This is a genomic window from Pectobacterium sp. IFB5596 (genome assembly GCF_021432585.1).
GTDB lineage: Bacteria > Pseudomonadota > Gammaproteobacteria > Enterobacterales > Enterobacteriaceae > Pectobacterium > Pectobacterium punjabense.
The window spans coordinates 528,327-549,159 of the sequence record NZ_LXFY01000012.1 but is presented as its reverse complement, the minus strand read 5'-3'; the positions used below and the strand labels follow the sequence as shown (position 1 = coordinate 549,159).

Annotated in this window: 18 protein-coding genes; 7 read left to right on the top strand and 11 right to left on the bottom strand. The window is 43.9% G+C overall.

The genetic code is table 11. The features are described from left to right. Positions 1-3: 3 nt before the first annotated feature. The 5 genes from A6301_RS12155 to A6301_RS12135 all read right to left on the bottom strand — a co-directional run bounded on the left by A6301_RS12155 (position 4) and on the right by A6301_RS12135 (position 5,626). Positions 4-504 (bottom strand): fimbrial protein, encoded by a 501-nt coding sequence (locus A6301_RS12155; RefSeq protein ID WP_234257864.1) that lies wholly within the window; start codon positions 502-504, stop codon positions 4-6. Positions 505-600: 96 nt separating this feature from the next. Next, positions 601-1,635, bottom strand: coding sequence for a hypothetical protein (locus A6301_RS12150; RefSeq protein ID WP_234257863.1), 1,035 nt, complete (start codon positions 1,633-1,635; stop codon positions 601-603). Positions 1,636-1,653: 18 nt separating this feature from the next. Continuing rightward, positions 1,654-2,403, bottom strand: a complete 750-nt coding sequence (locus A6301_RS12145) for a molecular chaperone (RefSeq protein ID WP_234257862.1) — start codon at positions 2,401-2,403, stop codon at positions 1,654-1,656. Between the two features lie 33 nt (positions 2,404-2,436). Continuing rightward, complete coding sequence (locus tag A6301_RS12140) at positions 2,437-4,935, bottom strand: fimbria/pilus outer membrane usher protein (RefSeq protein ID WP_234257861.1); 2,499 nt, start codon at positions 4,933-4,935, stop codon at positions 2,437-2,439. A 142-nt stretch (positions 4,936-5,077) separates the two neighbouring features. Then, the gene (locus A6301_RS12135) at positions 5,078-5,626 is read right to left on the bottom strand and encodes a fimbrial protein (protein ID WP_107168186.1); all 549 of its coding nucleotides are present in this window, start codon (positions 5,624-5,626) and stop codon (positions 5,078-5,080) included. 682 nt (positions 5,627-6,308) lie between these two features. Between A6301_RS12135 and A6301_RS12130 the strand changes: the two genes are divergently transcribed. Beyond that, positions 6,309-7,076: a winged helix-turn-helix domain-containing protein gene (locus A6301_RS12130; RefSeq protein WP_205541303.1), complete on the top strand. Its 768-nt coding sequence runs from the start codon at positions 6,309-6,311 to the stop codon at positions 7,074-7,076. Then, on the top strand, positions 7,063-7,533 hold the full coding sequence (locus tag A6301_RS12125; protein WP_205541305.1) for a FidL: 471 nt from the start codon (positions 7,063-7,065) through the stop codon (positions 7,531-7,533). The genes A6301_RS12130 and A6301_RS12125 overlap by 14 nt, the downstream gene beginning before the upstream one ends. A gap of 62 nt (positions 7,534-7,595) precedes the next feature. On the opposite strand, the gene A6301_RS12120 is transcribed toward A6301_RS12125, so the two are convergent. Further along, entirely contained in the window at positions 7,596-8,177 is a 582-nt protein-coding gene (locus tag A6301_RS12120; protein ID WP_234257902.1) for a TetR/AcrR family transcriptional regulator, read from the bottom strand. Positions 8,178-8,270: 93 nt separating this feature from the next. Here A6301_RS12120 and A6301_RS12115 point away from each other — a divergent pair, with 93 nt between their 5' ends. After that, a complete protein-coding gene (locus A6301_RS12115) occupies positions 8,271-9,164 on the top strand; it encodes an ABC transporter six-transmembrane domain-containing protein (protein ID WP_234257860.1) in 894 nt (297 codons plus the stop codon). 117 nt (positions 9,165-9,281) lie between these two features. Continuing rightward, on the top strand, positions 9,282-9,851 hold the full coding sequence (locus A6301_RS12110; protein WP_234257858.1) for a TIGR00730 family Rossman fold protein: 570 nt from the start codon (positions 9,282-9,284) through the stop codon (positions 9,849-9,851). 166 nt (positions 9,852-10,017) lie between these two features. On the opposite strand, the gene cueP is transcribed toward A6301_RS12110, so the two are convergent. The 3 genes from cueP to A6301_RS12095 all read right to left on the bottom strand — a co-directional run bounded on the left by cueP (position 10,018) and on the right by A6301_RS12095 (position 11,836). Beyond that, a complete protein-coding gene (gene cueP, locus A6301_RS12105) occupies positions 10,018-10,569 on the bottom strand; it encodes a copper-binding periplasmic metallochaperone CueP (RefSeq protein ID WP_234257857.1) in 552 nt (183 codons plus the stop codon). A 219-nt stretch (positions 10,570-10,788) separates the two neighbouring features. Further along, positions 10,789-11,190 carry a VOC family protein gene (locus tag A6301_RS12100; RefSeq protein ID WP_107168180.1) on the bottom strand — a complete coding sequence of 134 codons (402 nt, stop codon included), beginning with the start codon at positions 11,188-11,190 and terminating at the stop codon, positions 10,789-10,791. Positions 11,191-11,275: 85 nt separating this feature from the next. Then, positions 11,276-11,836, bottom strand: a complete 561-nt coding sequence (locus tag A6301_RS12095; RefSeq protein ID WP_233671870.1) for a TetR/AcrR family transcriptional regulator — start codon at positions 11,834-11,836, stop codon at positions 11,276-11,278. Positions 11,837-11,978: 142 nt separating this feature from the next. Here A6301_RS12095 and A6301_RS12090 point away from each other — a divergent pair, with 142 nt between their 5' ends. Further along, positions 11,979-12,512, top strand: a complete 534-nt coding sequence (locus A6301_RS12090) for an HPP family protein (RefSeq protein ID WP_234257856.1) — start codon at positions 11,979-11,981, stop codon at positions 12,510-12,512. Between the two features lie 83 nt (positions 12,513-12,595). Here the strand turns inward: A6301_RS12090 and A6301_RS12085 are convergent, their stop codons facing one another. Beyond that, a complete protein-coding gene (locus A6301_RS12085; RefSeq protein WP_234257901.1) occupies positions 12,596-13,222 on the bottom strand; it encodes a TetR/AcrR family transcriptional regulator in 627 nt (208 codons plus the stop codon). 117 nt (positions 13,223-13,339) lie between these two features. Here A6301_RS12085 and A6301_RS12080 point away from each other — a divergent pair, with 117 nt between their 5' ends. After that, positions 13,340-13,927: an NAD(P)H-dependent oxidoreductase gene (locus A6301_RS12080; protein WP_234257855.1), complete on the top strand. Its 588-nt coding sequence runs from the start codon at positions 13,340-13,342 to the stop codon at positions 13,925-13,927. A 1,045-nt stretch (positions 13,928-14,972) separates the two neighbouring features. On the opposite strand, the gene A6301_RS12075 is transcribed toward A6301_RS12080, so the two are convergent. Beyond that, the gene (locus A6301_RS12075; protein ID WP_234257854.1) at positions 14,973-15,479 is read right to left on the bottom strand and encodes a GNAT family N-acetyltransferase; all 507 of its coding nucleotides are present in this window, start codon (positions 15,477-15,479) and stop codon (positions 14,973-14,975) included. A 1,009-nt stretch (positions 15,480-16,488) separates the two neighbouring features. Here A6301_RS12075 and A6301_RS12070 point away from each other — a divergent pair. Further along, entirely contained in the window at positions 16,489-20,682 is a 4,194-nt protein-coding gene (locus A6301_RS12070) for an ATP-binding protein (protein ID WP_234257852.1), read from the top strand. The last annotated feature ends 151 nt before the right edge of the window (positions 20,683-20,833 follow it).

Below are 20,833 nucleotides of genomic sequence, written 5' to 3'. Positions count from 1 at the left end.
TCGTTATAAATAGCTCAACGTGAAGTTTGCCGTTGCCACAAAATCACCGGACTTAATCAGGTCGTCGCGTATCTTTTCGATACGGGCTGAAAAGGGAATGGCGTTGTCCCCACTTTGCAGCACAATGCTATCTGTGCTGCTGTTGATGCCGATCAGTTGATTGGCATGATAAATGCCAATCGCGATACCTTTGGCACCGGATGGCGTATCCAGCGCCAGACGCTTGGGCAGTAGCGGCTCTTCTTTCCCTGAAAAGCGGACGGTAACGTTTTGGTAAGTATCCAGATTGCAGTCCGTGAGGTTAATCGTGAAATCATGCCAACTGCCGTAGCTATTGATTTTTAAATAGCGCTCAGAGATTTCACTCATGTTCACCACAATCGCTTTGCTTTCCGTACTGACATTACAGGCTGCGTTGACGACGGAGACGCGGAACGTCACTTCACGATCGCTCAAAAGAGGGGGCTGTTGTGCAAGAGGTGAACTTGATTGTAGTGTCATCATACCGGCCGCTACGGTGAGCAGGACGCGGCGAGACGTGATGCTTAGTACTGTATTGTCATTTTTTATCATCGTTGCTATCTCATGCAGGCGCGCGGATTAGTGATAATTAAATCGCAGAATAATATTTTTTTCGGTATCGCCGACGGTTGCGGGGCCTGCGGCATAGAGTTGGGCTTTATAGCGTCGCTCAACTACGCCACTTGCTGTCGTTAGTCCTTCAACCAGAGTAATGAACTGATTAAACGTCACGTTATTACCGCTGCGCATATCTTCGATTTTCAGCGTGGCGCCGTTCCCCATATTCATGCCGTCTATCCCGACGAGTGAATTCCCCCGTGAAGTGGCATCAAAATTGATGTCCAGATCGAATCCCTTACCGCAGTCTTCGCCACCGTCGGTGGACACATCAATGTTAAATTCTGACTGTGCTAGTGGACCGGCCTCCGTTCCTGACCACGCCCTGACCGTACCAAAATCGACATAGCTATCGGGTGAAACGTTGATCGTCGCGGCGCACTGCATAATGTCGATGCCGTGTAGCCCTGACAGGCTCAAGCCATAGTTACTGTCGGGTTTATTATTGATGCCCCCTTCACCATCAATCTGGAAGACTCTCAGGGAGTCCGCGCCTGCTGTGGTGTCGGTAATGTTCCCCGTTTTTTCGAGATAGAGCTGTACCGTGACATTTAGCATGGTTGGTGAGGCCGGCGGGCTTGAGCCGCTGGGGCCTGCGATGACCCACTGTCCTGTGGGCACGCGGGAAGAGGTGGAGCCGCCATTTGTGATCACGCCGAGATCTTGCCCGTTATAGATGATACCGATTCCGATGCCCTGTCCGATGATCTTTCCTTCGGGATTGGGATAGAAATAGGACATCTCACCCTGCGGACGGACGGAATAATATGCCCAGCAGGCCAAACTGCGGGTATAGCTTTTCGACGTCCAGAGACGGCTGCCGATCGGTAATGTCGCCGGGATCTTGAGCGTACCGATATCTTCATAGTCTGCTACCGGACCCGTCACGGTGCCCAATCGACATTCCAGCGCACTGGCGTTAAACGCCGTTAAGCTGAGACAAAGTGCTGCACAGAAGACAACATAGCGATTTTTACGAATGGCTAACCAATGCATGGTGGATATCCCTGTAGCTTATTCATCGGTAATGGGCTGGCACTGGTTTTGTGCGCAAGTAAAAGGCAATGCAACATGGCCGCCGTAGTCGTTGACGTAGTACAGATAGAAGCGATTGATCGCGCCGTCATTGATTTCAACAGGCAGCGTTGAGCGCGGTGCCACCATAAAGGCGTTGCCTTTTAACAGATTGGCAGGGTTGGCATTGGCGACTTTGGGTTGCTTCAGGATGCTGCTTACGGTGATGTAGTACGGGGTCGGATTTTCCACCTGAAAAACGTTGCCCGTTTTTTTAATCAGCAGTTTTTTCTGCCATATCTCATCTTTTGCGGGTTTCACACCGCGTGGGCGGAAGAACACCTTGATTTCAGACTGAATGGCGATCTGCAATACGTTAGCCTTTTCCGTTTTGGGCGGAATTTCCCGTACATTAAGATAAAACAACGATTCGCGATCGGTTGGCAACTGTGTGATTTGTTCCGTCTTAACCAGACGGATCAGGCTATATCCTTTTGCTTCGATGCGCTGCAATGGCGGTAACACCATCAGCGGACTTGTTACTTTATTGCGTCGCTCGTCCGTCAGCCAAGACTGTGCCAGAAACGGATTTTCCGCGTTTTGGTTCATCAGCATTACCGTTGCTGACTGTTCATCATCGTTAAAAATAACGCGGGTGCGATCGAGGCTCAGCGCACTATAGGCTGAGGGTATCAAAAGCAGGCAGCCGATAAGGATTCCTGCTGTTCGCCGATAAGATGGGTATTTCATACGTACTCTCCGGGATTTTCTATTTCTTGCCGCTTATTTGCAGGGCAGCAGCAATGTATCAAGGTGGTTTAAGGTAGCGGGTAGGGTGATGGAGCACTGCGCCTTCCCCTCCCAGATAACGGATAGCGTTTCGTCAGGCGACACGCCCGTGATATAGGCCTGTCCACTGTTGGTGATCATGGCTATATCGCGGCCTTTCTTGTTTTTTATCTGAGCCGCGAAGGGGGGATATTTGCCATCAGCCAGCATGATGTGTCCCATGATTTTTGCCCCGCTGACCACATCAAATTTGCGGTAGCCAATTGCACCTTCAGTCAGGGTTCCTTGAACCACGGTCGTCATCGCTTCGATGTTTTGCGGTAATTTCTGCATATCGATGCGGGTCGAGACATCGTAGTAGCTACTGCTGCCAGCAATTACAGCCAGGCCATAGCGGTTAGTCTCGACTTGGCTGCCGGCGAATGCGACGCCTGCCTGATCCGTATCGACCATAATGCGAGTACCACCTTGGTTGCCTTTCGGATGTGCTGCAACGCCGTGGCGGGTTGCGGTGATACCGCCGCGTAGCGAACCGTTCAGATAGGTATAACGATCCTGCTGCCAGGCGACACCCACGGAGGCATCGGTCATTGGTGCCAGACGGGTATAGTTGCCGCTCAGGTACGTGTTCTCCCTGCTGTCATGCCGGGTGCTTAGGTTCCAGGTTCGGCTCGGATCGGCGTTATTGGAGTAAGTCAGCGTCTGATTACTGCTGTTGTTATAGTGCCCCACGCTGTAGCTCAGACGATCCTTTTCCCTGAGGGGAATGGAAAAGCTGAGGTACAGACTGTCATCAGTACGTTGGTTGAATTCGGTACGATAGGCCGATAAATTCGCAGAAATACCTTTAATCTCGCCGATATCAAAATATTTGTTCAGTGAAATCCCATAGCGATCCTGCTCGGCTTCATTCCAGTAGGTTTGGCGCGTATAGGTAACGTAAGTTGATAGTCCGCTCAGCAGTGAGGCTGTCTCTTGTGTCGCGAAGTTTTTTGAGACCGTAATGGTGTAGCGTTCTTTTTCATTGCGATAACGGCTATCAAGATTCAGGGCGTAGAGATACTGCGCCATGCTCATGTAGGTTTTTTCTGAGAAGCGGTAGCCCGCAAAGCTGACTTGGCTATCGATCGAATTGAAATATTTAGACCAGTTAAGTGAAAAAGCATGCCCCATTTGCGACGTGGATGGCGCCGGTAGTGTTGCGCGTGACTGGGTGACGTCAGCGGACAGCGCGCCAAAGAGATAAAGATTTTTCCCGATGCCCGCCGACCAAGACTGATAGCTATCGGACAAAATCGTGCCGCCGTACACCGACCAGGCATTGGATAATCCCCATGAGGCTTCCGCGGCAGAAAAGGCAGGCCCTTGCAGGCGGTGATTGGTATTCGACGGTTTACCCGCGGCGAGTTTGTACTGGACGTGGCCTGGTCGTGTCAGGTAAGGCAGATTGGCCGACTCGGTCTGGAACGTGGTTACCGTGCCATCTTCTTCTGTTACGCGGACATCCAGCGTACCACTGACGCCATTTTTCATATCTTGAATCGCAAAAGGACCCGCAGGCACGGTCGTTTCATAGATCAGCCTGCCATTTTGCATCACGGTCACCGTCGCATTTGATTTGGCGACACCGCGAATTTCTGGCGCATAACCACGCAGAGAAGGGGGAAGCATATTGTCGTTATTGGCTAATGACACACCGGTAAAGCGGTAGCTATCAAATAAATTACTGCTGAAATACATTTCACCCAGTTTGAGATCGGCTGACAGGGTGGGAAGCGGGCGGTAGGCGTAAAACTGATCCCACGAAAAGCTATCGCGATTCGAATTGCGTGATTTTTGCAGAAAATAGCGATAATCGGCACGGTAGCGCCAGGCTCCCAGATTGAATCCGGTTGTGCCGTAACTACTGAGATAGTGCGATGTGCCTCTGCCGTTAGTATCACGACGCATGTTCCCAACGAGGTTATAGTCCAGCAGCGCACCGCCGATCCCGTGGTCCCATTGTTCTGGTGGAACCCAGTTGCGATCGCTGTACATCAACCACGCTTGGGGGATGGTAATATTCAGCGTTCCCATGCCTATTTGATTAGAGACTTTGACGCCGGCAATGGGGGTTAGATCGACGCACGTTCCGTTATTCCAGGATTCGATTTTATCGCGAGCTTCTTTTTTGAGTGCCAGTTTATCGACAAGTTCAGGTGGAAGGCAGGCTGTAGGCCGGGCGCTCTTATTGCCTTCTGGTAGATAGTTTATTATCTGCTGCTGTATTTCACGTGAGTTTACTTTTAGGGATAAAAGGTAGGCACCTGGTGTGACATATTCGGGATCGGAAAAATGGCTAAGATCAATGTCATTGCGATCGTCGACATCAAGTACATTGACGTTAAATTCCGTTGCACTGATCGATGTCGTGCCCAAAGAAAAAATAAAAATACTATAGCGGGCTAACATGGTTTTTATTTTTTCTTTGAACGTAATATTTTTCATTGCCATAGGGAATATATGCTTAAGCAGATGCCGCGTTGTAGGTATCCACGCACGTCAATAACGTGTGGAATAAAGAGGGTATAGGGGAGGAATCCTCCCCTTTTTATTGGGTATACCCGTTCAAACCTGCTGTTGGCATAGCTGCCTTTTATTGATAAGAAACAACAAAATTAGCTGTGCTAGAGAAGCTACCCGTTGTGACTACTGGGGCTTGGCCTGCCTCTGGTGTTGGCAGTTTTTCGACATAAGAGGTGAAGGAGAAAATATTGTCCCCATTTGATAACGGCGTGGCCGCTACGGCCAGCGTCGTTCCGTCGAATTTAATTTTTTCGCCGACTCGTTCTACGGCAATACCTGCACCGCTGGCACTGCCATTTAACGCTAACAGCTCATTATTGGTGCCAGATGCAACACCGCCAGAGAAAACAATTTTGGCGCTGGTTGCTGTGTCCAAACTGCAATCTTTTAATGTGATATCAAAAGGCTTAATTTCTGAGGTACCACCGTTTTCCAATACAGTTTTACTGATTTCACCAAAATCGATAGTTTGGTGCAGATCTTCGGGAGACACCGAGCAAGGCGTATCAATAATTTTTCCTTTAAACGTCACCGATCCATTGTGTGAATCTGCTGCCTGTGCACCGACAGAAAATATCACGGAGATGAGTGATGCCAGGGTGAATTTTGATAATTTCATATGATGCTCTCTCTGTTGGTTACTCTATTAAAAGCGTGAACGCGAATCATGAGTACTCGCCATATTCCTACATGGTGAGTTGTGCCTTTGCTTTTGTGGTTGCTTAACGATTTGCAGCCTTACTCACATGGTGAATATATTGGCTGACTTGCCCAGTCGGCTGCCCTGGATCTGGTGAAATAGTAGTGCTAGGTAGTTTTATGGTCAAATATATTAATTTAATTACATTTATTTAGATTAAATGTTTTAAATTTATGTTTATTTAGGTTTTTATTCTGGTTGCTGCGTGTGGTGGACAATGTCGAATGGTGTGATGTAAATATCATTTTCTAGATAAGTTATTTTAATTCAGTGTGTTATTTGTCATTCCTCTTCTTGTGGTGCTGATAAGGCTGGATATCTTTTTATTTATAAAAATAATGAAATGTCTTTTTATTTATACAATGATTAAATGAAAATTAAATAATCTTTGACAATATATAGGTAAATTTTTATCCTTGCCAAGGATAGCCTTGATAAGGCTATGTATATAATTGATTTTATCTTTTGTTGATAACGTTTTTTTGTTTGGTTTTTGTGGTTTTTCAGACTATTCCGTAGGTTTTATGCCCATAAAAAAGCGTATCTATAATCTTACTGTAACAAATGAATAGTGCCTCTAATCTTGATGGAAAAAGGTCGAATGGTTTATTTGATTAATGATTTAATCATTTTCAACGAGGGAGAGGGAACGCTGGCATGGATAGAACGTGAAAATGAAGCAACCTCTGTGAATTTTCCTATTTCACGATTGCTCTGTTTGTTAATTGAGAATCAAGGGGTAACGTTAAGCCGTGATTTTTTGTTAAAGGAGGCACTGGAAAAGCATGCACTTTGCCCTTCTCTCAATAATCTCAACAATTATCTCTCTCTACTCAGGAAGGTGTTGCGTGAGTTTGATCTTTCGGACTCGATTGTGACTATCCCTAAACTGGGAGTTGTTTTTAACGCCGCGAGTATTGTTTCCTATCCGATGTCAGAGGGGAGAGAAAAAGAAACGTTAAATCAAAGGGAAGACGAGAAAGTTAAAGAAGATGTTTATGAAGAAGAAAAGCCATTTTCTATAAAACATCACGCCATACCTGAGCCAGTAAAAAAACAGCAATATGTCCGGTTTCTTCTCATATGGATAATGATAGTTGGGGTTTTCCTGATCGTTTTGGGGAGCGTAAATCGTTTTCCGTATCGACATCTTGTTGATGTAAAGATGAATGGGAAGTGCGATCTTTTCTATTTATATAACAGTGTGGGCTATCCTCTCCCGACCGACTATAAAAATCTGTGCTCAGATAACGCATTATTCTTCCTATCGAAAAAGATTGTTATATCTGGAGTGTTGGACCGGAAAAGTGAAATCGTTATTTCCTGCAATAAAGATGGGCATGGATGTATCACTTATGTTAATAATTAAAGTCAGAAAGAAATTTTTTTGCACCATGTTGGTGCTTTTTATTTCACTTTCTCTTGGGGTTATTTTTTATTTAACCAGCAATTTATACAGAAAGCCGCTGATATGTCAGGGCGAAGTAAAGCTCTACGAAGAAGATCAGAAGGTTAGAAAGGAATATGACGTCTATTTTTATCTCAATAAACAAAATAGAGCGCTGGTTTTAGTCAATGGTCTTTACATTGGCGAGGATGGCGTACCGTTGACGATTCGGCGCACGTTCAGCTTTGATTCCGTGTGGGAGGGGAATCGACTGGTGGTGAACAATATCGGGATGAGTAAGAATACCAATGATAATGCGCCCGATGAGGCGATTCCCATCCTGGCTGAAAATGATGTTATCCAGTTCGAAATGCTGACGAAGCATGCCTATCTGATTAGCACCGTCCAGTCAAAGATGGCATGTAATATCCGCGATTAATGGATGTGGGAACTACACATTAATCGCAATTCAGGATGTTATCGCTATTTTTGGCGTGTGGCTTATGCGCTTAACAACACGCATTTTATAAAATCTTCAATATCTTCAATTGCTTGCTTAAAATCAGCGGGAGTAGGGTTAATAATCAGATGATCGGAGTAGCCGTTTAGCAGCGCATCTAGCTGGCGGGAAACTCGCTGGGTATCGGTATTTTTAAAGGCGCCGGATGCGATGCCCGATGCAATAATCTCTTCCAGTAAAGCAGACCATTTCTCTGTCATTACATGGGCGAGTTCTTCGTAAGCGGTATTGTGAACGGCCAACTGCCATAGTGATCCATAGAGATTCCAGATGACGTCAGTGGTATCCGGCAGGTAATTCTTCACCAACTCATATAGCTTCTCTTTTGGTGGTAATGTGGCGATTTCTGCCGCGACCTCTTCCAAATCCGCCTGCATGAACGCCGTTAGCGCCTCAATGGATAATGTCTGCCAGTCAGGAAAGTAGTGGTAAAGATGACTGCGCGAAATACCAACGTGTTCCGCCAGTTCGCGCGTTGTCACTTTCTCTATACCTTTCTCAATAAACAGCTCGATTGCGCCATCAAGGATTTTGTCTTTTAGCGCTTTCGTCGTCTCTTTCATTACCGTCCCCACGTTGACTTTGAGCGGTTGCTCAAATACAATTTTTTGCACTTGAGCAACCGCTCAAGTATAACTCTGTTAGATGCTATTCTCATGCAAACCCATAATATCAGCGAACCAGTCAAGGTTTCGCATAGTGCCGTTGTCACCCTTAAAAAACTTGGCAAACTGCATGGCAAAAAACTGATTCTCACTCTGCTGCTGGTAGTAGCGGAGAATGTGACTTATCTGCTTTATCCCCTGATGGCGGGCTTCGCCATTAACGCCATTCTGAATGCTCAACCCTGGCATGCGGTGCTGTATGCGCTGATGGTCTTTATTATGTGGGCGATTGGTGCGGCGCGGCGCAGTGTGGATACTCGCACATTCACCCGTATTTATGCTGCACTGGCCGTACCGGTGATTCTGGCGCAGAGAAAAGAAAACCATAACCACTCAACCATCGCAGCGCGCGTAGCGCTTTCACGCGAATTCGTCGACTTTTTTGAAATTCACCTCCCGGTGCTGATCACGTCGCTGGCATCGATCACCGGTGCGGCGGTGATGCTGCTGGTGATTGAATTCTGGGCAGGTGCTGCCTGCATCGTAATTTTGCTGTTTTTTGCTTTTTTTCTGCCGGGTTACACTCGCAAGAATGAAGTTCTGTTCGGTAAATTAAATAATCGTCTGGAAAAAGAGGTTGGCTTTGTCAGTAGCGCGACCGCCGCTTCACTGACCAAGCATTACCACGTGCTGGCTGGGCTGCGCATTCGTCTGTCGGATCGTGAAGCATTAGGCTACCTTGCTATCGGTGCCGCTGCTGCCGTCCTGTTTTCACTGACGATTGTGTATATGGCGCTTAACGGTGGAACCAATGCGGGGCATATCTATTCAGTGATGACCTACATGTGGATGTTTGCAATGAGTCTGGACGATGCGCCCGGATTGTTAGAAAAATACTCGCAGCTCAAAGATATCGGTAAGCGTGTGGATACTGGCGTGGTGTGAGTGAGTCGCGTGGTGACTGGTTGATTCCAGATGTCCGATAGCCTTATATGCGATAACGCAATATCGTCTTTAGTATGTAGTAGTAGAATGGTTAGTACAATTTGTTACAGGGAGCTTGTGATGAGAGTTGGCGTTTTTTGTGGTTCGGCATCGGGTAATTCACCTATCTATATTGAGAAAACTAAACAGATGGGGCATTTCCTTGCCGATTCTGGTGTAGAGATTGTCTATGGTGGCGGTAAAGTTGGGCTGATGGGGGAGATTGCGAATTCCGTGCTATCCCACGCTGGCACCGCGATCGGCGTGATGCCCAGAGCGCTCGTTGAAAAAGAAATTGTGCATCAGGGGCTGACAGAATTGCATGTTGTTGAAAATATGCATGAGCGCAAGAGCAAGATGGCAGAACTGTCTGATGCGTTTATTGCACTTCCCGGCGGTGCGGGAACATTTGAAGAAATATTCGAACAATGGACATGGGCACAGCTTGGAATTCATGATAAACCCTGTGCTTTTCTGAACATTGCCGGTTATTTTGATCCCTTGCAAGACATGATTAGCCGCATGGTTGATGCAGGATTCTTACGTCGCGATTATGCGGACATGCTACTTTTTTCTGACAGCCCTGAAGCGTTATTAACATTCTTTCATGCTTATCAGCCACCAGAAAAGAAATGGACGCAAAAGTAAGAGCGCCGATTATTGTCTGTGTAACCTGTATTTTTAATCTCGCTACATCATGTCTTCTGGTGTGTAAATAAGAAGCGAGAGCTATTTTACTGCCGGGGGCATCCCCGGCGAAAATAAGCATGGCCGTTGGTGTGTTTCCTATCGTGCAGTAGGTTAGTACCTTTCACTATGCCTGTTCTTTCAATGGCAATGTCGTCATGCAGGTTTGGCTGTCGCTATAGGTCGCAAATGGTGAGCTGGCCACGCGTCCTTGATAGGTGACATTAATCGTTCCTTCAATATTGCGTGGTAACCATACGCCAACAAAACCGTTCTGGTGGCTGTTTAGGGTTTTCTGCACGATAACGTTACCGGCTTTATCCGTGATTTTTACATCAAATGCCGTATTGGCGAGCTCGCCCTGGCACCCAGACAAGCTGTGGTTAAAGCAGGGATGCGTTTGCTGAATATAAGGGGCGAATGAGAGATAAAATTTATCTCCCAGCGCATAGCTGTATTGCTGTTGCCCATCCGATAATTTCAGTTCTTTGCTGGTGATGGAAGCGCTGTAAGGCAAAGGCCTCGCTTGCGGCGACCGATCGATAGCATCGACGATCTGCTCGACAGTTTTCCCCGCCAGCCCTTGCTTGGCTAGAAAAGCGTTGGCATCAGCTGTCGCTGCGAAACCATGGCTGCTTAATGTCAGGTCGAGTAGTACCGCCATCATCTTTATCTTCATTATTACTTTCCCCTTAATAGCGTCATTACCTTGAAATAAGATGCTATGACGTTACACCTTCCCCCTACGGGAAGGTCAAAAGCTTGAGCGTATAGAAAGGTAAATTAATGTATTTGCTGGTTTTTTATTGATTTTGATCAATTTCAAACCATGCTAAGTGATGGTGATCTCTGAGCCGTTATTGATGTAGGTCATGAGTCGGGTTTTATTAATCCGTGCTTACTGACCTGACCAGTAAAACTCGATGCGGATTCCACTCGGTTCATAGCACATCATATGCATTGCCGGACCATCATTAATCAGAGAAGGCGCGAACTCAATGTTGATCTTATGGGCGGATAATTTCTCAAAGATCTCAAACAGCGCGGCTTTGTTATCAACCTTAATCGCAAGATGATGCAAACCGACATTGTTTTTTCGATCGAACTGGACAGGTTCGCTGGCTTGTACCTGCCAAAGCGTTAGCATCACCGTGCCGTCGCTGACAAAAATAGCAGGGTAATCCTCTCTTCGTTTCACCTCTTGCCAACCCAGCAGTTCGGTGAAGAAATGTGCGCTTTCTTCCAATGCTGATACCGTCAAACCAATATGGTGAGCGCCTTGCGTTACTGGTGAATTCATCGTTACTTCCTTAATTAAAGACAAAACCTATGGTGACTACTCGTTCGTCGGTTTGCTTTGCCGATGTGCGGTAGGCACCACGTTGTTACTGGCTGAGAGAAGGATGAGATAATGCTAAGAGCTTCGCGTGTCGGCGATAAACATCCTCGCTGCTGGCTACGCCGATAAATTCCGCTCTCACAATCATCCCTTCAAGAAACGTCATGATAGCTTCGGCTTTATACTCCTTGTCTGATTCTTCGGGCGTGAAGATTGATAGTAAAAATGACTTGAGCCAGATTTTATGGCGCAGCGCCAGAGCGGTAATGGTTTCATCTTGCCCTTTAAATTCAGCCAGCGCATGCATGAACATACATCCTTTAAAGCTTGCGGTTCGGAACCAGGAAAAATGCCAATCCATCACGGCATCCAGGCGACTTTCCGCGTCTTTACTTCCTGATACTACGTGAGTGAGTCCTTCCTCAAAATGCGTATGCCGACGAATCAATACGGCTTCAATCAGCTTGTTTTTTGAACCGAAATGGCGATACATGGAGGTCTTGGAGACTTCCGCCTTATCTCGAATTAAATCTACGCCAACGGCGGTATAGCCAAATTCATTAAATAGCGCTTCTGCGATATCTAGAATGTGTTCTTTCTTACCCACGCTCTCTTTCATCGTTTTTCTTCATCAGTAATGGGTTGTTTTTGTGTGTACAGATCTGTACTATTTCCTTGTGTGTACAGATCTGTACACTCAATATAGCACGGCAATTTCATAAAACTCACATTTTTTATCGGGGATGACAATGAAGAGACTCAGGGGCGGCGGTGCTTTGCCACCAAAACCAACGTTTATGCAGTTGATGAAAGGGTTAATTGGCGGAAGTGTAGGGATTCTATTCCTAAGCTACTTAGGGCAATCCACTGGCGCACCCTGGTTGATGGCACCTTTTGGCGCAACGTGCGTCATTTTATTTGCTGCGCCAGCGTCGCCTTTCGCGCAGCCAAGAAACGTAATTGGAGGTCATTTCATCACGTCAGCAGTAGGTCTTATTGCTTTATATGGATTCGGTGACACGATCGTTGTTTTGTCACTCGCGGTTGGTGTGGCGACGATGTTGATGCAATATTTTCGTGCGGTTCATCCACCAGCTGGCGCTAACCCACTGGTCATTATTCTGGCAGGGAAAAGCGCCGTGGGGTTTGAGTTCTTAGTCACACCGGTTCTACTGGGGAGCATTGTGCTGGTGGCGATCGCCGCTGTGATCAATAACTACGCAGAGGAAAACAACTGGCCTGCGTACTGGCACGGTATTGGTCTGCGTAAGCGCCAACCCTGAGATGGTCTGCCTCAGGGATGAGGCGAGTCGCTAGATGTTTTTTGATGTAGGGTGTTTTCTTACTAATCCGGTATTAGACCACTTCAGCTATTTTGCAGGGAAACGTTATGGCGCTCGTTTGCACTGTATCTTTGCACCATAGAAATGATCACATGGAATAGCTCATTCTTAGCCTGTTGTTCCGTAATAATCCCTTTAACTGCGGCATAAGATAATCCTTCTGCGGAACCGAGCATAGCCCGTAGTGAGGCATCATGCAGTGGTTGACCTGCACAGAATGGAGCAAAAAGAGCGCGGCATTTTTCCGTGAAAATAGCATCGTACTCGTGCCTGATGTGTTCCAGTTCGGGAGTGCCAGTGAGTGCTGCCATGACGTTAGGCATTTCGCGCCCCTGAAGCAGCACGCAATCAATGTATGAGGTGGCAATCACCGTCGCCAACTTATCGAGTACAGGTTCGGTCTTACGGATAATGTCATCCATAATCGCCGTCTGGCGAGCATCGTATTCCTTGTAAAGTGCAGCTAACAGCCCCGAACGGTTAGTAAAGTGATCGTAAACTACCGGTTTCGTTACGCCCGCCTGTTCTGCCAAATGCCCAAGCGTCAGCGCCTCCGTACCTTCCTTCCGAATAATCTGCCAGGCGGCTTGTATCAGTTGTCTATGGCGCTCTTCTCTTGATAAACGCTGTCGTGTCTGTGGTCTGGGCATCACCGATATTATCCTGTTGACATTCTTATATACCAAAAGTAACTTACCAGTAGTAGGTTACTGTTAGTATATAAGACTATATCTGACGTCGTTTTATGGCAATAGGGAGTATCCAGAATGCATGCATTACTTGTCGTTTCTCATCCTGTTAATGCCTCGCTGACCCATAGTGTCGCGACCGCCATTGCGGAAGGGATTGTTGGGGTAAATCCGACAAATACGTTTGAAATCGCAGATCTTACCCAGGAAGGCTTTAACCCGGTGTTTTCTGTGTCTGATATGGCGGCTTTTCAGCGCACAGGTGCAACACCGCCTGACGTTATTGCGCAGCAGTCCCGTATTGATAACGCCGATGCGCTGGTGCTGGTCTTCCCGATTTATTGGTGGTCCATGCCGGGGTTGTTGAAAGGTTGGATCGACCGTGTTTTTGCAAACGGCTGGGCCTATGAAGAAACGGCTGATGGGCGTGTGATAAAGAAACTGGGGCATTTACCGGTGCACCTTGTGGCTCTGGGCGCTGCCAACCAGAGAACATTCAAAAAACGTGGCTACGCAGATGCCTTTCAGGCGCAGATCGCACATGGGATTTTTGACTACTGCGGTGCGCCAGTTTTGACGTCTGAAATGCTGTTGATGCCGGAACTGGGAACACCGGAAGCGTGTATCGATGCCGCTCGCCATATTGGCGAAAATGTTTTTCGGTAATTTTTTCATTGAGCCTACGTTTCGTATCATCGCTGAATTGACAAGGGCATGCCATGCTATGCGTGTGGAAAAATTTCTATCTGCTATTTGATAATCCATGCTGGAGCATGAAGAAGGTTATTAATGAATACATCTTTCAATCAGTTATCTATCAGAATGGAACATGGTGCAGAATGTTGAAAGTATGAACGATACGCTTAACTTAAGCAGGTTAATCACCATGGGTATGAATAAAGTAAAAACCCGCTATTCTGTCTTTGTAATTAGATCAAACACAGTGCGCGTGGCTAGATTTCGTTAATACTGTTATTAAAAACATGTTATTAATAACAGTATTGACATGGTTTTTAAAACCCGTAAATTGGTTATCAATAGCAGTAAGGTTTCAGTTTACTGTTATATTAAAGACAACGAACATGTTCTTTAATAAGTATTTTTGCGATAAAGGCCACGAAGTATTTTTGTATGGGACATCGGTGTTGAGGGAAATTTATATTCATCACTCGATGATGCTTTTAGGCCACGTAGTCAGTACCGACAATCGCAAAAAAATGGGGCGAGAGCGCGATGATGTAAGGCTATGATTTAGCGTTATTGTTTGCGATAGGTCGTGATTGAGTTATGTGTAAAATATCGCAACGAGAGTAAGGCCACGCATCAAAGAGTATATATCGCGATGGGGGATGTACCTGCTAACCGCCTACCTTTGGGTATTTGGTAAGGTTGGTGGGGTGTTTAAACCAGCAAATATATGGGAGGTTTTAGCTATTTTTTTAATACCCAATATTATCTGTGATAAACGCGTACATTTGAGGCAGTATCAATAGTAGTAAGACGTTACTAAGTCAATGAATGTTAAATATTAAGTCTGTAGTACCTTAAAAGCCCTGGCTACGCAGTCAGGGCTTTTATCATTTTATATCTAACGATCAGAGAGTCACTTTTTCAGCTGACAGTACGTTAATTTTCATGCTTTCTTTTTGTGCAGGGTAATTATTTATTGAAACCATTGGCATATATTCGATCAACCTACTTAAAGCAGCCCTTATAGCAATTTATAAAAGAAAGTTGTGCCATCGAGAGTACCTGCGGAGCTACGAGCAAACTGTGGGATTTGACCTGCTTCCTGATAGCCTGATTTGCGATACAAAATAGAGGCTGTGTCGTTAGTTCGGGTATCAAGGACGAGCAGGGTACGCTGATTGGCTTGTGCCTGACGTTCCACTTCTGCCATTAACTGCTGAGCAATGCCGCGTTGACGAAATGCCGTATGCACCATCAGTTTTTCTACTTCAGCACGGTGGCTGCCGTTTTTCTTTGGACAATAGCTAATTTGCACTGCCCCCGTGATGCGTCCCGCCTCACGCGCGACCAATAACGTACGACCACCTTCAGCCAGATCGGCGGCAACCCCCTGCCAATAGCGTTCTGATTCACCGGTTTCCAGTGGCGCAAGAAAACCGATGGACGCTCCACTTTCCACACAATCGTTTAATAAGACAACTAACTCATCATAGCTTTCTGACAGCGTACTCAATTGCTCAATTTTCATATGTCCTAGCCTCTCAACGTACAATCCTGGGATGAAGAAACCAACATCTTCCCTGACATTTTCATCTACGTGTTTGCCAACATAAGCTCTGGTGCCACGCTGGACTCAGCGCCGCAGACGGTGTGGGTGGCCGCATGAACGAGCAAGGCCGTTATCCCACCGACGTTATTGCGGTGTTGAAAAAGCGAGGAACATTACTGGCAGCGGTTTAACGTAAAGCTGATTAAGTAAGTGGGTGCAAAGCGTGGGTGCATTCACTCTCTATTAAGTTGAAATGTAGCATAAATATTAACCCTGGCTACTATCAGTATTCGTAGGCCGACCCATGTTGAGCTCAAACGGGGGCTTACAGATTGAGACCTTGCGAATCAATGAGCTTATAAGATTGTGCGAGAGGTTTCGCGGATCGGACTTTGCTGTCAGTTAGCCTATGAGGGTCACTCCCGGTCATCGAACTGAATGACCCGCAATCTGACCCACAAATTCTCCGATACGAAGGGATAAATCAAAACGCATTGGAAAAGATTTTCAAGGCAAGCTATTGAATATAAATAATATGTTTATTGATAAGGGGGCATAAAAAAGAAAGGAGTGCTGGACTCGGACAAACGCTGGAGGCGTTGAGAAGCGCGCTTGTCGCGCTGGCCTCGAAAGTATGAGCCGCTTGCGACGAATAATCGAATGGAGTTCGGGAGTCCGAATCCCCAAAAGCAAAAAACCAGCCGTTAGGCTGGTTTTTTTAAATTAGTGGTGCCGGACTCGGAACCATATCCACGATTAACCTGCTGTTAATTATCTATTTTGTTGATATTTATCGTAAACAGCGCCCCCACGAAAGCCCCCATAAAAAATCGCTTTGTTTTTGTGATTTTTGTCATGAAACACAGTTGTTTTCTCGGTTAACGCTGCTTAATGCTGTATCTGGTCTGTATCATTCGTACAATATTTTATATTCAATAAATCAGTACCATGTGCCGTTTGGTTTGAACATACACCGCAAGGAATCAATATGTCGATAAGATGGGAAGACATTAGGACGTTCAACAATTCTCAGAATAATGCTTTTGAAGAACTAATTTGTCAGTTAGCAAGAGAAGAACCTATTAAAAACAAAGTGGATTTTCGCCGTGTGGCAGCGCCTGATGGCGGTGTTGAAGCTTACTGTATACTTGATGATGGTTCTGAATATGGCTGGCAGGCAAAGTATTTTTTTTGTATGGGGGATGCTCAGTGGAAACAGATAAAGGAGTCATTTGAAACTGCTTTAAAAACACATCCAAGCCTTACTAAATATTATATCTGTATTCCATTAGACCGTCAGGATCCTCGTAGAAAAGATCAGGATTGGTTTATGGATAAATGGAATAAAAAGGTTGCTGAATGGATACAATATGCTAAGGGGCTGGGAAGAGATATCAGCATTGAGTATTGGGGAAGTTCAGAGCTAATTCATCGCTTATCGCAGGAAAATAACGCTGGTCGGTTGCATTTTTGGTTTTCAACGGAAGAACTGACAGAGCGTTGGTTTTGCGAACAGGTAGAAGAGAGTACTAAAAACCTTGGTAAACGATATACACCTGAATTGAATGTCGAACTAGATATTGCCAGAAATTTTGCTGCAATCAGCAGAAATAGTGATTTTTATAAGGTAGTACATAGAAATTTCCATGACTTCCTTGCAAAACTTAACAAGTTTGCAGAACGGTCCATTCATCATTCTGGTAATAATACTTCTGAGGAATTTAAACGATGGATTTCTGATGTTAAAGGCTGCTTTGTTTCCGAAGTCCGTGGATTGGAACAGTTTGATATAAATTTATTGTTGAGTTACATAGATAATATTAGTAAGTATTTATCTGATTTTGAACATGAATTTATTGATAATAGCGATAAGAAAAATGACGATCTGAGGTATCAGGTTAGTAATACGTGGCAGGCAATTTCTGACTTTTCAGACTTTATAAATGGCCCAATGTTGAAATTGGCAAATAACCCTCTAATGATTCTGTCAGGAGAGGCCGGGATTGGAAAATCTCATTTATTAGCGGATATAGCAAACCATCGAATAAAGAGTAGGGTTCCCTGCCTATTGCTTTTGGGGCAGAACTTTGTATCAGAAGAGTCACCATGGACACAAATACTAAGAAATATTCTTCGTGTTGATGGTAAAGAAAATGTCTTATTAGGGGCATTGAATGCCAGAGCAGAGGCTCAGGGAGAGCGTCTGCTATTTATTATTGATGCAATCAATGAAGGGAAAGGGCGGTATTTTTGGCCTGATTATTTAGTCGGTATGATTAATCAGTTTTCTAAATACCCTTGGCTCGGACTTGTTTTGAGTATCAGAAGTTCATATGATAAATTAATTGTCCCAAAAGACTTTTTCAATGAAAATAAAATAACACGGATTACCCATTCTGGTTTTAGAAATGTCGAATATCAGGCGTCTAAGTTCTTCTTTTCTCAATATAACATAGAACAACCAGAGATCCCGATATTACATCCGGAGTTCAGTAACCCACTTTTTCTTAAAATTTTTTGCGAAGGTTTACATCGTTCTGGATTCAGTAAAATTCCTAAAGGATATTCCGGGATAAGTAATATCATTGCTTTTTTTATAAACAGCGTTGAGGCTAAATTATCGAGGCCTTCCTATTTTAATTACCCTGAAAATTCTAAGCTTATAAAGAAAACTATTAATGAGTTAATAGAATATAAGCTAAGTAATGACTTGGTTTTTATTCCGTATGAAACTGCATTTGATATAGCAGAGAAAAACATTAGGCGATATAGTGATCGACGTCGTTTTCTTGATGAATTAATTTCCGAAGGAATATTATCAAAGAATATTTATTGGGATGAGAAAGATAATTATGAAGAAGGTGTCTATCTTGCTTATGAACGATTTGAAGATCATCTGACAGTATCTTTTCTTTTGAATAAATATTTAGAAAATAATAGTGATGCACTGGTTTATATTTTTAAAGATAATGGTGAGTTATATAAATATATAAAACAAATTTATCTTTATCAGGGGGTTGTTGAGTCACTTTCTATTCAGTTGCCTGAAAGATTTGGTAAAGAGCTTTATGAGCTAGTTGATGATAAATATAAGAAGCATGATGGAATTATACGTGCATTCATTTCATGCCTTATCTGGCGTAAGGCCGATAATATTGAGAAAAAGACTCTAAAGTATATTAATGAATATATCATTCCATTTGACAATGGATTTGATGCCTTTATGCAGATGGTTTATACAGTATCCTCCGATCCTGAGCATTTTTATAATGCAGATAGTTTGCATAAATTCCTTTCAAAACATTCAATGGCAAATAGAGATTCATTCTGGACGAAGTATCTCCATAATTTAGATGATTATGAAATTTCTTCGATGCAGCGCTTAATTGACTGGGCTGGATCGGAAGAGGATAAATTTTATTTATCGGATGACTCAAGATTACTGGCCGCTAAGGCACTGTCATGGTTACTGACGAGCACAAATATAAAATTACGAGATAGTGCAACGAAATCGTTAGCCAATTTATTAAAAAATAATATTAAAACGATTGCGGCGCTCATAGATAGCTTTAAAGATGTTAATGATCCTTATGTAATTGAGCGAATTCTAGCAGCTTCTTATGGCGCGGTTTTAAACTCTGTTACTCTGGAAGGGCTGGATAAACTTTCTGAAAATATTGCTGCTACTATTTTTGAAGCTGAAGAGGTATATCCTAATGTTCTTGTCAGGGATTATGCGAGAAATATAATCGAATATGCAGTATATAAGAATATATATCAACTCAATAACATTGATATCATTCGACCTCCATATCGTAGTTATTTTCCGACGACTTTCCCTACCAATGAAGAGATTGATGCGTATAAATATGACTATAATGCTACGGATTTTAAAAAATATTACTGGAGTCAGAATGCCATATTAAGCTCAATGGTAACTGAATATGGTCGTGGTACAGGCGGGTATGGTGATTTTGGGCGCTATACATTTGAAAGTGCCTTATCAGGATGGGATCAATTTGATCCTAATGATTTAAGTAACTATGCTTGTAAGCTGATCTTTGAGAAATATGGCTATGATGTAGAGAAGCATGGAAAGTTTGATCGATATGCTGGTGAAGGAAATAGAAGTAGGAACAGGAAAGAAAGAATAGGTAAAAAATACCAATGGATTGCATTATATGAGGTTCTGGCTCGTATTGCAGATAATCATAAGCAGGCAGATGGGAGAAGTCGATGGTCAGAGCCGAAAGATTATGTCTGGTTTCAGGGGCCATGGGAAATATTTGTTAGGAATATAGATCCTACCACGATGCCTTATAGTAAAGAGATTATAAAACAAAAAAAATTTTGGAATAATGAAAAAACCTATAATGATTGGGATGGATCTATTAAAGATTGGTTGAAAAGAGAGAGTAATCTACCTGACCCAATTGAAATGATATCAGCTTTTTCTTCTGATAATAAAAAGTATTTTTTGCTTGATGGCTATTTTACATGGGATGAACCACTTCCTCTTGGTGCGGATAAATATGGACATTCGACTAAGCACCTTTGGTATAAAGTTAGAAGTTATTTAGTCAAAGAAGTTGAATTTACAAAGTTAATAAGCAAGTTGAATAAAGATCTGTCATTAATCCAAAACTTACCAGAAACGCATGAGCAATACCGAGTATTTAGTCGAGAGTACTACTGGTCGCCAGCATATAAATTTTTTGACGACCCGTATTATGGGGATAAGGGATGGCAGGATATTCATACTAATTGGCGAAGAAGAGGAAAACCTATTGCAAATATTTGTTTAACAGCAGAAAGACATTATTGGGAATCTGATTCGTCGGGTGATAATGGGCTATCATATCTGGCACCTTGCGAATTTATGTATCATGGAATGAAATTGGACTATTCTAAAAATACCGGGGAATGGTTGAATTGCGATGGGGAAATTATATTTTTGGATCCCTCTATTCAGTATGAAAATGAATCGGCACTCATTGTTGATAAAAATAAAATAGAACAATTTCTTTCAAAAAATAATTTAAATATAATTTGGGTTGTTACTGGTGAGAAAAATGTTCATTCAATGCATCCAATCGATCTCGATGGTGATAAATGGCTGGAGATATATGGGGTTTATTCTTTAAAAAATAATTATTTAGATGGGAACTGGAAGGTTAAATAGGTGCTATCTGATAATAAGTTCCTATTTTATTAAAATTATTGGTCGCCTTTTTACGATAACGACCCACTCCGGCACTTGTAAATTAAGGTGCCGGTAATATAGCTATACTGATAGGAAATAATATTCTAGCTAGTTATTATTTTTTTAATGA

Coding starts and splice junctions, on each gene's coding strand:
- A6301_RS12115 (WP_234257860.1), top strand. CDS start 8,271: ATGCAAACCCATAATATCAGCGAACCAGTCAAGGTTTCGCATAGTGCC.
- A6301_RS12075 (WP_234257854.1), bottom strand. CDS start 15,479: ATGAAAATTGAGCAATTGAGTACGCTGTCAGAAAGCTATGATGAGTTA.
- A6301_RS12140 (WP_234257861.1), bottom strand. CDS start 4,935: ATGGCAATGAAAAATATTACGTTCAAAGAAAAAATAAAAACCATGTTA.
- A6301_RS12150 (WP_234257863.1), bottom strand. CDS start 1,635: ATGCATTGGTTAGCCATTCGTAAAAATCGCTATGTTGTCTTCTGTGCA.
- A6301_RS12080 (WP_234257855.1), top strand. CDS start 13,340: ATGCATGCATTACTTGTCGTTTCTCATCCTGTTAATGCCTCGCTGACC.
- A6301_RS12120 (WP_234257902.1), bottom strand. CDS start 8,177: ATGAAAGAGACGACGAAAGCGCTAAAAGACAAAATCCTTGATGGCGCA.
- cueP (WP_234257857.1), bottom strand. CDS start 10,569: ATGAAGATAAAGATGATGGCGGTACTACTCGACCTGACATTAAGCAGC.
- A6301_RS12155 (WP_234257864.1), bottom strand. CDS start 504: ATGATGACACTACAATCAAGTTCACCTCTTGCACAACAGCCCCCTCTT.
- A6301_RS12125 (WP_205541305.1), top strand. CDS start 7,063: ATGTTAATAATTAAAGTCAGAAAGAAATTTTTTTGCACCATGTTGGTG.
- A6301_RS12070 (WP_234257852.1), top strand. CDS start 16,489: ATGTCGATAAGATGGGAAGACATTAGGACGTTCAACAATTCTCAGAAT.
- A6301_RS12145 (WP_234257862.1), bottom strand. CDS start 2,403: ATGAAATACCCATCTTATCGGCGAACAGCAGGAATCCTTATCGGCTGC.
- A6301_RS12100 (WP_107168180.1), bottom strand. CDS start 11,190: ATGAATTCACCAGTAACGCAAGGCGCTCACCATATTGGTTTGACGGTA.
- A6301_RS12090 (WP_234257856.1), top strand. CDS start 11,979: ATGAAGAGACTCAGGGGCGGCGGTGCTTTGCCACCAAAACCAACGTTT.
- A6301_RS12135 (WP_107168186.1), bottom strand. CDS start 5,626: ATGAAATTATCAAAATTCACCCTGGCATCACTCATCTCCGTGATATTT.
- A6301_RS12085 (WP_234257901.1), bottom strand. CDS start 13,222: ATGCCCAGACCACAGACACGACAGCGTTTATCAAGAGAAGAGCGCCAT.
- A6301_RS12130 (WP_205541303.1), top strand. CDS start 6,309: ATGGTTTATTTGATTAATGATTTAATCATTTTCAACGAGGGAGAGGGA.